The organism is Paenibacillus sp. JJ1722 (assembly GCF_048282685.1).
GTDB classification, from domain to species: domain Bacteria; phylum Bacillota; class Bacilli; order Paenibacillales; family Paenibacillaceae; genus Paenibacillus; species Paenibacillus polymyxa_B.
Genome location: NZ_CP182500.1, coordinates 4,499,350 through 4,514,216, shown reverse-complemented (window position 1 = coordinate 4,514,216; position 14,867 = coordinate 4,499,350). Strand labels below are relative to the sequence as shown.

Genomic DNA, 14,867 nt, shown 5'->3' with positions numbered 1-14,867 from the left:
TCACATAACAACCTGCTTAAATTGTTTATATTGATAATGATTATCATTATCTATAAAATGAAATCATTACTATTATAAGTATTAGGGAGGATTATAGTGAAACCGATCTATATTACCTTAGGGTTTTTATTTTTGGCGCTTGGAGTTATTGGTGTAGTGCTACCGTTGCTACCGACTACACCGTTTCTGCTGCTAGCGACCTTTTTCTTTATGCGGGGATCCGAAAGGATTCACCAGTGGTTTTCGAATACCGCTCTGTACCAAAAGCATCTAGAGAGTTTTGTTCAAACAAGGTCGTTGAAGCTGTCTACGAAAATCACGACATTGGGCTTAGCGTCAGCGATGCTGATTACAGGCTTTATTTTCACCCCTAATGTGTGGGGCAGAACGCTCATCGTCTTGGTCATCCTTTTTAAATACTATTACTTTATATTCCGAATCGGAACAGTGGGAAACGCTGCAGCAGAAAAAACGTCTTCATCTTCACCTGCACCTACTCTGAAAAAAAGGTCTAAAATGGTCGACAGCCGTCTGCTCGGTCTAGTGGAACATTCTCGGAAATATATCGTCTTGGGTGTGCTTGTGCAGTGGATCGGTCTTTTGGGGAGTATAGCCGCTGTGTTGTCTATGGCCTTTGTTATGCAGCAGGCATGGGAAGGACAAGTGACTCGCAAGCTGATTCTATCTATGACGGTCATTGTTATTACTGCTATTGCAGTTCGCTGTCTGAGCAATTATGCAGCCAGTATGTTATCCTATCGTGCTTCGGTAAATGCTAAAAAAACGCTGCGCTCGCAAATTTACGGCAAGTTGCTCAAAATGGGACCCGCATATACAGATCATACCTCCACCTCGGGGGTTATACAGGTTGCTGTAGAAGGGGTAGAGCAGCTTGAAACCTATTTCGGTAGATACATGCCTCAGCTATTTTACAGTCTGCTTGCCCCCGTAACGTTATTCATCACCCTCTCTTTTGTCAGCTTCAAAGCAGCCATTATACTATTGATCTGCGTTCCCTTAATTCCAGTGTCGATCATTGTCATTATGAGGATGGCTAAAAAGCTTTTTCGGAAATATTGGGGCAGTTACGTCAATCTGGGCCACAGCTTTTTGGAGAATGTACAAGGTCTGACTACGCTCAAAATGTACGGAACAGACCAGGATAAACATCAGGAAATGAACACAGCAGCGGAGGATTTTCGAAAAATGACGATGAAAGTGCTGACTATGCAGCTTAACTCCGTGGCCATTATGGATCTTATCGCATTTGGTGGTGCCGCTGCGGGTGTACTGGTCGCGGTAAGCGAATATTCTTCAGGCCATATTGGCTTGGCAGGAGCAATCATCATTGTTTTGCTGTCGGCAGAATTTTTCATTCCTCTGCGTCTGCTGGGTTCTTACTTTCATATCGCCATGAACGGAATGGCAGCAAGCGACAAAATATTTCAAATGTTGAGTACTGAGGATCTTATACAAGGACAAGAAAGCATAGAAAACACAGATATTCGACTGGAACAGGTGAGTTTCGCCTACGACGAAAGAGATACCTTACGAAATATATCCATGGATATTCCCCAGGGCAGCTTTGTTTCAATTGTTGGGGAATCAGGCTCTGGTAAAAGTACGGTAGCCGGATTGATCGTTGGGCATCACGAGGGGTATCGAGGAAGTCTGACGATTGGAGGAAAAGAGCTTACCGATATTTCAGAAGGAAGCCGCATGCGTCACATGACCTGGATCGGTTTTAACAGCTATATTTTTAAAGGCACAGTGGAAGCAAATTTAAAAATGGGCAATGAGCACGCGGATGAGCAACAAATGCTGGAAGCTTTGCGACAAGTGAAGCTGTATGATTTTATCCTTTCAGAAGGAGGACTGGAAGCAGAACTGGAGGAGCAAGGGGCAAATCTGTCAGGAGGACAGCGCCAACGGCTAGCACTAGCCAGAGCATTGCTGCATGATAGTCGTGTGTACATTTTTGACGAGGCCACCTCTAACATTGACAGTGAAAGTGAGGAAGGCATTATGGAGGTTATACATGCGCTGGCAGGTCAAAAAACAGTGATTCTTATCTCTCACAGACTGGAAAACGTAGTTCAATCCGACTGTATCTATGTGCTGCAAAACGGTTTGGTGGCAGAATCGGGAACGCATCATGAGCTGTTGAGCCAGCAGGGACATTATGCGGAGATGTATCTCAGTCAACACCGGGTAGAGCAGTTTGTAAAAGGAGGGGCTGTATATGCGTAGACATGGATTACGGATCATGGGCCAATTATTGGTATTGGCGGGGCCTCTTTTACCTGTGCTACTCATCACGATTGTTACAGGAGTGCTTGGTTTTGTTTGTGCTATTGGCATTATAGTGTTTGGAGCCCTAGCTCTGCTTACAGCAACGGGCATCACGACAGGCTACACCATGTCGTTTTTGCTGACGGCGATCGTGGTTTGTGCCGTACTACGCGGCGTATTCCGTTATGGTGAGCAAATGAGTGGTCATTATCTCGCTTTCAAGCTGCTGGCTGTACTGCGTGATAAGGTACTTCAAGCCCTGCGTAGACTCGCTCCAGCCAAATTGGAAGGCAAGGACAAGGGGAATCTGATTTCACTCATTACGAGTGATATTGAGCTACTGGAAGTATTTTATGCGCATACGATAGCGCCTGTTATAATCGGCATCATCACTTCACTACTCATGGTGTTTTTTATCGGTTCTTATGAGCCTCTATTAGGCTGGCTTGCTGCGCTTGCTTACCTAACTGTCGGTTTATTTATTCCTTTACTCACGTCACGTATGGGCAAACGTCAGGGGATGGAATACCGAAGTAGCTTTGGCAAGCTGAGCAGTTATTTTTTGGACAGCTTACGGGGTATGAAGGAAATTGTGCAATATGGGCAAGGAGAACAACGTTTGAATGAGATTAACCGTCGTACGGATCAATTGGATGCCAAGCAGAAGGACTTGAAGCATCATGAAGGTATCACAAGAGCCATCACAGATGCGGCTGTAGTTGGATTCTCATTCTTGATGCTGCTGGCTGGATTGTACGGTATGTCTAATGGTCAGGTTGACTTTACAGGTATGCTAATTTCTGTCATTGCCCTGTTTAGTTCATTTGGTCCTGTCGTCGCACTGAGCAATTTGTCCAACAATTTGCTTCAAACGCTGGCGAGCGGGGAACGAGTGTTGAGTCTATTGGAGGAAACCCCGGAGGTAGAGGAAAATATCGAAGGGATGAGTGTTGCCTTTACTGGGGCACAAGTAGATAAGGTGACTTTTGCATACGATGGTCAAACGGTGCTGAATGATGTAAGTCTCACGATACCGCATAAGCGGATTTTAGGCATTCAGGGTAAAAGCGGCTCTGGTAAGTCTACGCTGCTGAAGTTGCTGATGCGATTTAGGGACCCGCAGCAAGGTGGAATTTTGCTATCCGGACACGATTTGAAGGAAATTGGGACCCGACATTTGAGAGGGTTACAGAGCTATGTAGACCAGCATACGTTCCTGTTTGATGATTCAATTGCAGCTAATATCAAAATCGGAAAGCCTGATGCTACGCATGAGCAGGTTGTGGAAGCAGCACGTAAGGCATCAGTGCACGATTTTATTATGACCTTGCCTCAAGGGTATGACAGCCGAGTTGGAGAATTGGGGGACAGGCTGTCCGGTGGAGAACGCCAACGCTTGGGGTTGGCGAGAGCCTTTGTCCATAATGCGCCTCTCTTACTGCTCGACGAGCCTACCAGCAATTTGGACAGCCTGAACGAGGCGATTATTTTAAAATCGTTAAAGGAACAGCAGCAAGATAAAACGGTTGTCCTTGTTTCGCACCGAAGTTCTACCATGCGGATTGCAGACGATATTTTTGAAATGGATAACCGTAGATTGTCCTGACTTTTCTAACGTGTTTTTTAACGTACTTATTTAGCGATAAGTGATGAAATCTAGGAAATTATTGTTATGCTTGAGGGCAAAAGCTGTAGCCTGTTCATGGTTTTGTCATAAAATGGAGTGTGCGTTGAAATGGAAGCGTCATCCTTATTTAAATCATCCAGCTTTTCAAGCTTGTCTTATTTTGATAGCCTATTAGGTGAAGATTTTACAAAATCCTGAGGTATATTGACAAGTCATAAACATCATAAATGATGGATGAACAGAGGCTGTATGCCGATGTACAGAAATGGGTGGTGAACAGGAATGTCAGATTTCAATCAGCTCAAAGAGCTTGAGCACACAACATATCCCATATATGAAGGCTATGATTTGGGTCTTACTTATACGCCTGTGGGCAGCAAGTTCAAGGTATGGGCACCGACTGCGCAGCAGGTCCATATAGCGTTGTATAACGATGCGGGGGTGTACGATCAGGAGGGGAACGTTCAGGAGCACGACGGTGGTCAAGAATTTCTCATGAACCGTGATGATCAAGGTGTATGGTCTATAGAGCTGGAAGGGGATTGGAACAAATATTATTACATGTACAGGCTGGAGTGGGCGGACAACACCATTCATTATGCTGCCGATCCATATGCCACAGGGGTATCAGCCAACGGGCAGCGTACAGCGATCATTGATTTGGCTCAAACCAACCCGGACGGATGGGAATTGGATGCGGGGCCTCCACTTAAGCGGCCGACGGATGCCATTCTCTATGAGCTTCATGTACGTGATTTTTCGATGGATACCCATTTTAATACGGGGGAAAAAGACTTATCTGCTGCTCAGGGACGGTTTGAGGCCTTTACGTATACGGGATTGAAGGATACTGAGGGGAACAGCATCGGGCTGGATCATCTACTGGAGCTGGGCATTACACATGTTCATTTGCTTCCAGTAGCTGATTTTCATACGGTGAATGACTTTGCGAAATTAGATACTGAATATAACTGGGGCTATGATCCGCAGCATTATAATGTGCCGGAGGGGTCTTATTCTTCCAATCCGGCTGATCCGGAGACACGCATACGAGAGCTGAAACTGCTGGTACAGTCTTTGCATACTGCCGGCATTGGTGTCATTATGGACGTTGTGTACAACCATACTTATTCGGTGGAACAGGGGCCATTTGAGCCTGTTGTACCTGGATATTATTACCGTACAGATGAACAAGGGCAGCTCACCAATGGATCAGGGGTAGGTAATGAGGTGGCAACCGAACGTCCGATGGTGCGCAAGTATATCAAGGATTCACTACGCTATTGGGCAGAGGAATATCATATAGACGGCTTTCGATTTGATCTGATGGGTCTGATTGATACCCCAACCGTGGTGCGGCTTACGCAAGAAGTTCGCTCTGAAGTGCGTTCGGATCTGCTTATCTATGGTGAGCCTTGGACGGGAGGAGAATCTCCGCAACCCTTGCTTACGCTAAAAGGAACGCAACGGGACAAAGGCTTTGCTGTTTTTAACGACAACTACCGTTCTGCTATTAAGGGGGATAGCGACGGTACTGGGAGCGGGTTTGCCACAGGTGCAGAACATCAGGAGGAACAGGTGCTTAAAGGTGCTTTTGGGGCTATTCATGATTTCACAGCTCAGCCATCGGAGACCGTCAATTATGTAACTGCCCACGATAATCTCAATCTGTGGGATAAAATTTTGACGGTAAGACATTTGCGGGAGCATTGTCGTTTTCCACAATGGGAGCAGGGGAAGCCACAGGATGGGAGGACACCTGAACAAGCTGTTGCCGAAGCAGACCCGTATTGGGAACTGGATGAAAATAACTTGCTAGAGGACGAAACCGTACGCAAGTCCCTGTTAGCTAACGGCATGGTACTCACATCTCAAGGTATTCCTTTTATTCATGCAGGGGATGAACTGCTGCGCTCCAAATGTGGAGACCATAATAGCTACCGAAGCTCAGATGTAGTCAATGCCATCCGTTGGGATAACAAGGCGAGGTTTCGCCCAGTGTTTGATTACTACCAAGGCTTAATTGCTTTGCGACGCAGCCACCCGGCATTCCGAATGGATCATCGTGAGCTGGTGGAGCAGCACATGGAAGTGCTGCAAAGCAGTGGGCATGTGGTGGCTTTTGCTTTGAGGCACCATGCTAACGGTGATGCCTGGAATCATATTGTGGTGATTTATAACGGCTCGGATGCAGAGCAGACGATAGCATTGCCTGCGGAATCGGATCGTTGGCATGTGGTCGTGGACGCACACGGGGCTGGTAATGAGACACGGTATGAAGTCGTAGGCCATCGTGTAACCGTATCACGTTGGTCGATGATGGTGTTATATGATCAGGAAGAACCTGCACGAGTCTCATTTGTGACTGAACAAGATCAGGCTAATCGTCAGGCGGAGAACGAATTGGAAGACTCGGATGAAGGGACAGATCAAGAAATTGCAGGTACAGCCATAGCGTTGACAGATGTCCAGCTTGGAAAAGATAGTGAAGTCGCCCCATTTCGCACGATTGAACTGATCTACGAGCGTGCGGATCGGCAATACACTGGCTGGAACGTATGGGTATGGGGAACGGGGCACCGCGACGGACATGTCGAATTCCGTGATTTGGATGATGGTCGTGCAGTAGCGCGTATTCAGGTGGCCCCTGATATACAGCGAATCGGCTACATTGTCCGGCTTAATCACTGGGATGCCAAGGATGTGGAGGCAGATCGATATATTGATATAGACCCGAACCAGTCTGTGATGCAGGTATTGATTCATAGTGGCAGAGAAGAATATTTGCTACTGGTAAATGATAATCGGGCCGGATAGACTTGTATGCTTGGTCGCTATATACACGCAAGTAGCATTTTTCGATCATTTCGAGAAATGCTATTTTTTTATGCAAACGTGTGTCAGTTTCAGAAAAAAGGGGTAAAATAGAATTATGGACTTGTTTAGTTTTGCCAGCTTGCTGGCTTATATCCTGTAGTACGACTGGTAAACAGGCAAGATTCTTGGAGGAAAATCATTTGTAAGGTAACCTGAAGGAGGTTGTATATCATGAGTTCTAATGGAGGAAGTATTCAACTGACCGCCCAGCCGAGAACAGAGAAGAAGGGTTCGGCTATTCGTGAATTGAGGTTAAAAGGACGGATTCCAGCTGTGGTTTACGGCTCTGAGCTTGAAGGAACCCCTGTACATGTCGATGCCAAGGAATTTAATAAAGTAGTCAGAACCGGACGTTCAGAGGTGTTCAACCTCACTGTAGAGGGTGGAGAAACCATTCCAGTTATTATTAAAGATTATCAACAGCGTGACAACCAATGGTTGCATGCGGATTTTCTGAAAATTTCCAAAAATAAACCGCTTCGCGTGCGTGTTTCTATTGATTATCAGGGTACACCTGTAGGTACAAAAACAGGCGGTATTCTGCAAGTTCAGGAAACGGAAGTAGAAGTCGAAGGTCTTCCTGCTGATTTACCATCTACCATTGAGGTAGATGTATCCGCACTGGATGTTGGCGACAAGCTGAGCGCTAGCGACTTGAAGCTCCCTAAAGGAGTAACGCTGCACGTCCCTGAAGAAGAACTGCTTGCTTCTATTATCGTTCCGCGTGCAGTTGAAGTAGAAAATGCTGCTGTGGAAGGTGATGCAGCGGCAACCGAAGGCGCTGAAGAGGCTTCCGAAAACAAGGAATCCTAATGTTGTCAGCTGGTACATGAACCTTTTCCAATTGCGAAGATCATCAAAAATGAATTCAAAATCGCTCCCTGCTTGGGAGCGATTTTTTGCATTCATTTATTTACAATTACATACTCTTTCTCTTTAAAAAAGTTGTCCTGTTGTGATTTTGTGTTTAAAAGGAATGTGGTGTTTGTACGATTTTCATTCACTACGTGTTCTGATATGACGATATATAAAGTATGGCATTTACATTTTTATTTTATAAATACCTAATATATATCTAAGGAGCGCGTACACAATCATGGACAGAACGAGTGAATTGTTGTGGCAAAGAAACAAATTGGTGATCATTATTTTTTGGATTATGGCCTTGAGCGGCATCGTCCCGGCATTATCTAATCCCTCGATGTGGGTATCTAATGGTGTAGGATTTGTAGTCGCGGCAGTTTTAACGATCCTGAATATGAAAAAGAAAGGAATCCGCCTTATTCCATGGATTACTACGTTTTTTAGCGTATTAATGTGTATATTTTTGAACTTATCTAGCGTCGAGGTAGTGACCACCATATTAATTTGCTCTTTGTTTCTGCTGTATCCGTCTTACCGATATTTTCTGGTAGCTATGACCTTAAATCTCTGTAATATTTTTGTGCAAATAACAATCGGTACGCCCGCAGTTCCCCCAGCTACCGGTTCTTTGCGCTATGTGCATGAGTTTATTATTGTTTTACTCATTGGTTTACTACTGTTAGTGGTATCGGTGTTAAATCAAAAGCAGTTTAAGAAAAGTGAAGAGCAAAATAAAGATATCGATGCTACAAGGCAACGAATTGAATTTCTGTTTGAGCAAGTTAAACAAGCAGTGGCTGGATTGCATAGCTTTACAGAACGATTCAGGAATCAAGTGGATGCTACGGGCAGCGTGACGAATGAAGTCGCTATCGGGTTTCAGGAGGTTGCCAAAGGGGTAGAAATGCAAGCTTCGAATATCACCGAGGTTACGGATAACTTGGCCCAATCTGACCAGCACGTGCGAGAGGTAGCTGATCATTCCCGAGAACTGAAGCAGCTTTCCGAAGATACGAAAAATGCCGGGGACAGAGGGAGTAGTCAACTGCTGGCATTAACGTCTCAAATCAAGGATTTGGGTCAGGTCATGAGTCGTACCAAAGAAGAACTGGACGAGTTTAAAGTACAAAGTGATAGCATGTCTGCCATGCTTAAAGATATTACTCAAATCTCAAAACAAACTAATTTGCTGTCCTTGAATGCATCCATTGAGGCCGCCAGAGCGGGAGAGCATGGAAAAGGATTTGCCATCGTAGCTGGAGAAGTGCGTAATTTGGCTGAAATGGTAGGGAACACCTCGGTAGCGATGGAAGGTATCTTGGCTCAACTGAGAACTCAGATGGATTCTGTCGTAAGTCAATTTGACATGGGACAGCAAAGGCTACAGCAAAGTATGGAATCGGCACATTCGACCGAAATTGTACTGGAGGATATCCTGCAAAATGCCAATAAAGTGTTGCAGCAGGCCGTAGATGTGGAAAACAGTACGAATAGCATGCAGCAATACTCATCTCAGGTTGTTCAAGAAATGACGGAATTTTCAAGTGTAACGGAACAAGCGAGTGCAGCGTCAGAACAAATTTTGGCTGGAGTAGAGGAGCAACGAAATATAACCTCCAATATGGTGACCGGGTTTAGTGAGCTGGAGGCGTTGATTATCCAATTAAAAGAATTGGTACATGATCAGAAGGAGGACAACATTCCTATCGAAATCAGCAAAAGCAAATAACCGAAATGCTTCATTATCGGACTAGAGATCCGGGGATTATCGCTATCTAGCGGTACTCTCCGGTTTTTTACTGTGTTTGAAGAAGGGAAATGAAGATGGGATTTCTAGAAGCTATAATTAGATGGAAGTTGATGGTATAATTTGTGGCAGTTTAAATGCTTTGTAACTAAGGGGGGATAAATTCTTATGGAGCTTAAATATTTGTTGATCGGCGTGTTGAGCCTATTGGGTAGCGGAGTGATATATACGATGGAGCGCTTTATATCCGTCATTCAATGGGCTGCGAATTCCGTCCCTGTTAAATTGAATAATTCGGGCATGTCTATGCCGAAACCTGACATGCCGAGTTTTGTTGATAATATATTTGTTATTATTTTATTTGTATGTGGCTTGATGATACTTGGGTATGGTGTGTATGAACGACGTACACGATAACACAACCTATGTAGGCATATCCGTTTTTATTTGGGAGGAACGCAGGTGAACGCCTTGTTGGAAATGCTGATGCAGCTATTTGAGCGCGCAGCGTTGTTACTGATTTGTTTATTTTTTATTACACGTATCCCGCGCTTTAAGGAAACCTTGCAAAAGAACAGCCATTCTCCGGCAGAGCTGGCCATATTAACATTGATCTTTTGTATGTTTGCGCTGTTCGGCACCTACACCGGGATTGAAGTCGAAGGTTCGCTTGTTAACGTTCGAATCATTGCAATTATGGCAGGCGGTATTTTGTTCGGACCATGGGTTGGGATCGTTACAGGTATTGTATCAGGTATCCATCGTTATCTAATTGATATCGGGGGAGTGACCTCGATTCCGTGTCTGATTACAAGTATTTTGGCAGGTGTGGTGTCAGGATACATCGGCCGCCGGGTCAACCGTTCCAAGAGATGGCTAGTCGGTATCGCCGCAGGTATGGTCTGCGAAGCATTGACGATGCTGCTCATTCTGGTGATGGCACAACCCCATAACCTTGGAGTGGACATCGTTTCTAAGATTGGTCTACCGATGATTATCGGAGAAGTCAGTATCGGTTTAATCGTTCTGTTGATCCAGAGTGTGGAGGGGGAAAAGGAGAATATCGCGGCCAGACAGGCCAAGCTGGCACTGGACATTGCCAATAAGACGTTGCCTTATTTCCGCTCCATTAATGCGGAATCCTTACACACCATTTGTTCGATCATAAAAGAAGATATCAAGGCAGACGCGGTGGCGATTACGGATACCAGAGATGTGCTGGCCTATGTCGGTTTTGGCGAAGAGCGTTATCACATCGGAGATGAGATCATTAGCGATGTGACTAAAACGACGATCCGCAGCGGTAAAATCACGATCCGCAACCATATTGCAGACGATAAAACACCCCAAATCCAGTCTCTGCTCATTATCCCTTTAGAGGAGCGGGGAGAAGTAACCGGCACCTTGAAGATTTACTATCGCAAAGCTTACAAAATCACGTATCCGTTGCAAACGATGGCGATTGGCTTGTCTCAAATCATTTCCACGTTAATGGAAGTGTCACGTGTGGAGCAAATTAAGGAAGCCGCGAATAAAGCCGAGCTAAAGGCGCTCCAAACGAAAATTAATCCCCATTTTCTGTTTAACGCGCTGAACGCCATTGCCTCTACGACACGCACCAAGCCGGATAAGGCACGAGAGCTGATCATTAATTTATCGGGCTATCTGCGCTATAATTTGGAGCTGAATGATGATTTGATCGAAATTCATAAGGAGCTTCAGCAGGTGTCTGATTACGTAGAAATTGAAAAAGCACGCTTCGGCAACCGACTTCAGGTAGAGTATGTAATGGATGAGGTGTCTGTGCGTATTCCAAGTCTTATTATCCAGCCCCTGGTTGAGAATGCGATTAATCATGGAATTCTCAAGAAAAAAGGATCAGGTACAGTAACCATTTCTGTAAAGGATCGTGGAGAAAAGGTGCGCATTTCTGTAGCAGATACCGGGGTAGGTATACGGGATGATGTTGTGGATAACCTGTATCATGATCGGGTTCCGGCTAAACAGATCGGCTTGTACAATGTGCACAGACGGCTCAAGCTTATGTACGGCGAAGGAGTTATTATTCTGAAGCATGAACCGGGCACCGAAGTTTATTTTGACATACCAAAGGAGAAGTCATGAAGGCCATAATTGTAGAAGACGAGCTTCCGGCGCGTGAAGAGCTGGAGTATCTTATTCAGACTCATAGCAACATTGAGGTGACCGATAGTTTCGAGGATGGGCTAGATGTGTTTCGGTTTCTGCAAGATCAGGAGACGGACGCGATCTTTCTGGACATTAACATTCCTTCATTGGACGGGATGCTACTGGCACAGAACATTAGCAAATTTGCCAAAAAGCCCTATATTATTTTTACGACCGCCTATAAAGAACATGCGGCGCAAGCCTTTGAGCTGGAGGCGTTCGATTACATCCTCAAACCATATGATGAAAAAAGGATCGCATCTATGCTGCGTAAGCTGGAAAATGCTTATGAGCAGCAGAACGTTCCAATACAGGAGCCTGTCCAGACTGCACAATCCCGAGCTGCTGAAGCCAGTACTGTTGCTGCGCCAGGTCGTATTAATTTGCTGAAAAATGACAAAATCATTGTGACGGATGCGAACGATATTTACTATGCGTGTGCGCAGGAAAAGGTGACCCGTGTCTTTACAAGGCACGAAGAATATACGATGCCGATGAGCATTTCGGAATTTCATGCCCGGCTGCCGCAGCAGGACTTTTTCCGCTGTCACCGTTCATACACGGTGAATCTATCGCAGATCCGTGAAATTGTACCTTGGTTCAACCATACGTATCTCCTGCGTTTGCGTGGACTAGAAGCAGAGATTCCGGTGAGCCGTAGTAAAGCCAAGGAATTTCGGCAAATTATGCGACTTTAAAGGCATTTCATTCCGCTATATGTGCATTTCATTCCTCAAACGATTTCTGGCTAACATGCAGGGTTATAATAATCGATGTAGAGAGAATCCTTACAGACTTGCTCCTCCACAGGCGCAAAGCGTACTGGATTCCCGGTTATCATGATAACAAACTGACGCTGTAGAGCCGGAATGAAAAGAGGAGATTTATATGAAAACAAACAGCGGAAATCGTTGGCTTGTCGTGCTTGGAACGATAATTGTCCAGATGGGATTAGGAACCATTTACACATGGAGTTTATTTAATCAACCGTTGGTGGACCGCTTTGGCTGGAACCTCAGTTCGGTTGCCATTACATTTTCAATTACCAGTTTTGCACTGGCGTTTGCTACATTATTCGCAGGCAAACTACAGGATAAATGGGGACTACGTCGTTTGATTTTGTGTGCAGGTGTCGTGTTAGGAGCAGGGCTTATGCTCAGTTCGCAGGTAACATCGCTGTCCCTGCTTTACATTTTGGTGGGTATTGTCGTAGGTTTTGCGGATGGAACGGCATATATTACATCATTGTCGAATCTGATTAAGTGGTTTCCTGAGAAAAAAGGACTTATTTCCGGTATTTCGGTTGGGGCATATGGAACAGGCAGTCTTATATTCAAGTATATTAATGGTTCGTTGATTCAGTCCGTTGGCGTATCACAAGCGTTTTTATATTGGGGAATGATCGTGCTGATCATGATTGTGGGTGGTTCTTTCCTGGTAAGAGAAGCTGTAGTTGTGAACAAGCCTTCGGTACAAAATGGGGTTGTACAGCGAGATTACACCGTCAAAGAAATGCTGCGCACCAAGCAGGCATATCTGTTGTTCGTAATGTTCTTTACCGCTTGTATGAGTGGTCTCTACCTGATTGGGGTAGTCAAAGATATCGGCGTACGGATGGCCGGCCTAGATGTAGCAACAGCTGCTAATGCGGTCGCTATGGTCGCAATTTTCAACACGGCGGGCCGGATCATACTGGGTGCACTATCGGATAAAGTAGGTCGTCTGAAAGTAGTAGCGGGTGCGTTGCTGACAACGGCGGTCGCAGTCACAGTGCTGAGTCTGGTACCGCTGAATTATGGTTTATTCTTTGCCTGTGTAGCAGGAATTGCTTTTTGCTTCGGCGGCAACATTACAGTCTTTCCTGCCATTGTAGCTGATTTCTTCGGTCTGAAAAATCAAAGCAAAAACTATGGTATTGTGTATCAAGGCTTTGGCCTCGGTGCGCTGGCGGGGTCATTTATTGCAGCCTTGCTCGGTGGATTCATCCCGACCTTTACCACGATTGCTGTGCTGTGTGTCGTATCGTTCCTAATTGCCCTCACCATTCGCACTCCAGAACAAGGCAAAGGCAAACTGCGCAGTGAACGGAAGAAAAATACGAACAGTGTGCGCAGCATGAAGCCCGGAACGAAACTGGGTTAAACGATTTGAGAAAAAAGAACCAGATGAATGCCAAAAGACCTGTCATCATTTCTCTAAGGGAGATTATGGCAGGTTATTTGTTTTTCCAATAATCTATTTTACGGTATAATAAAAAGATGTGTAATAAGCCGATATATACAAAAGACATAAGCTAAGAACCTGACAGGAGGACGAGTCATGATCGTGGATACAAGCGGGAATCTGCTTGCCCGCAATACGAAGCTGCGAAATACATATCAAATTCGAAGCGCCTTGTCCCGCAGTGAGCTGGCCATCGTGTATACGGCAAGGCTGTTGGATAACCGAGAAAAGGTCATTGTTAAGGAATTTTTTCCGAATGCACTGGCTTTGCGGGGGATGGATCGAAAAACGGTCACTTGCGGTGCTTCTATGCAATCCAAATACGTGGAGTTTATGCATTATTTTTTGCGTGAAGGGCAAATGTTGAAGGAGTTAAGTCATCCGGGAATTGTCGGTTATATAGATCACTTTGAGGAAAATGGAACTGCCTATCTGGTCATGGAATACTGTGCAGGCAAGACATTGGATCGAATGATGAAAGAAGAGGCTGTGCCAACGTATGATCCCACTTTTTTGTACCACACGGTGCTACCTTTAATTGATGCCATGGAGTACATTCACGACAAAGGAATTATTCACCGGGATATTAAGCCGGGCAACATTATGATTGGGGAAAATGGCAACATCAAGCTGATTGATTTTGGTTCGGCTGTGCATTTTGAAGGTAAAGAGCATCCGATCTTCACCACGGCGGGCTATTCTCCGCTGGAATTTTACTCTAATCGTTCGCAGCAGGGGCCTGTATCGGATATCTATAGTTTGGCCGCCACGCTGTATTATTGCCGAAAAGGAACACCTCCGCCAGATGTGCCAGGCCGATTGTTTGCAGATCATTCCGAGCGGATTCAGATTGAAAATGCGGGACTTTCTCTGCTGCCGTATGTCATTCGGCGTGGTCTGGAGGTACAGGCTAACAAGCGTTGCCGCTCACTTCGATGGTTTAAAGCCGCACTACGTGCGGAATATTGGATAAAAAAAGGGAAGCGCCCTACTCTTACGGTTCGTTAATCGTAAGAGACGGTGCTTCTCTTTTTTTACGTTGAACGGACA

At 45.3% G+C, this 14,867-nt stretch carries 10 protein-coding genes; all 10 read left to right on the top strand.

Features of this window, described 5'->3' with window-relative positions; translation table 11 throughout:
* Positions 1 to 96: 96 nt before the first annotated feature.
* The 10 genes from ACM1ND_RS19985 to ACM1ND_RS19940 all read left to right on the top strand — a co-directional run bounded on the left by ACM1ND_RS19985 (position 97) and on the right by ACM1ND_RS19940 (position 14,825).
* Positions 97 to 2,250: a DUF454 family protein gene (locus ACM1ND_RS19985; protein WP_418026511.1), complete on the top strand. Its 2,154-nt coding sequence runs from the start codon at positions 97 to 99 to the stop codon at positions 2,248 to 2,250.
* Positions 2,243 to 3,898, top strand: a complete 1,656-nt coding sequence (locus tag ACM1ND_RS19980; RefSeq protein ID WP_023989870.1) for an amino acid ABC transporter ATP-binding/permease protein — start codon at positions 2,243 to 2,245, stop codon at positions 3,896 to 3,898. Before ACM1ND_RS19985 ends, ACM1ND_RS19980 begins: the two co-directional genes overlap by 8 nt.
* A 303-nt stretch (positions 3,899 to 4,201) precedes the next feature.
* Positions 4,202 to 6,736, top strand: a complete 2,535-nt coding sequence (gene pulA / locus ACM1ND_RS19975; protein WP_023989869.1) for a type I pullulanase — start codon at positions 4,202 to 4,204, stop codon at positions 6,734 to 6,736.
* A gap of 231 nt (positions 6,737 to 6,967) precedes the next feature.
* Positions 6,968 to 7,609 (top strand): 50S ribosomal protein L25, encoded by a 642-nt coding sequence (locus ACM1ND_RS19970; protein WP_076295857.1) that lies wholly within the window; start codon positions 6,968 to 6,970, stop codon positions 7,607 to 7,609.
* 283 nt (positions 7,610 to 7,892) lie between these two features.
* On the top strand, positions 7,893 to 9,389 hold the full coding sequence (locus ACM1ND_RS19965; RefSeq protein WP_418026510.1) for a methyl-accepting chemotaxis protein: 1,497 nt from the start codon (positions 7,893 to 7,895) through the stop codon (positions 9,387 to 9,389).
* Positions 9,390 to 9,575: 186 nt separating this feature from the next.
* A complete protein-coding gene (locus ACM1ND_RS19960; RefSeq protein ID WP_316244091.1) occupies positions 9,576 to 9,824 on the top strand; it encodes a hypothetical protein in 249 nt (82 codons plus the stop codon).
* Between the two features lie 45 nt (positions 9,825 to 9,869).
* Positions 9,870 to 11,531 carry a sensor histidine kinase gene (locus ACM1ND_RS19955; protein WP_175405291.1) on the top strand — a complete coding sequence of 554 codons (1,662 nt, stop codon included), beginning with the start codon at positions 9,870 to 9,872 and terminating at the stop codon, positions 11,529 to 11,531.
* Positions 11,528 to 12,292, top strand: coding sequence for a LytR/AlgR family response regulator transcription factor (locus ACM1ND_RS19950; RefSeq protein ID WP_023989864.1), 765 nt, complete (start codon positions 11,528 to 11,530; stop codon positions 12,290 to 12,292). The genes ACM1ND_RS19955 and ACM1ND_RS19950 overlap by 4 nt, the downstream gene beginning before the upstream one ends.
* A gap of 190 nt (positions 12,293 to 12,482) precedes the next feature.
* On the top strand, positions 12,483 to 13,736 hold the full coding sequence (locus ACM1ND_RS19945; RefSeq protein WP_316244090.1) for an OFA family MFS transporter: 1,254 nt from the start codon (positions 12,483 to 12,485) through the stop codon (positions 13,734 to 13,736).
* A gap of 177 nt (positions 13,737 to 13,913) precedes the next feature.
* Positions 13,914 to 14,825: a serine/threonine protein kinase gene (locus tag ACM1ND_RS19940; RefSeq protein WP_053325941.1), complete on the top strand. Its 912-nt coding sequence runs from the start codon at positions 13,914 to 13,916 to the stop codon at positions 14,823 to 14,825.
* Positions 14,826 to 14,867 lie beyond the last annotated feature (42 nt).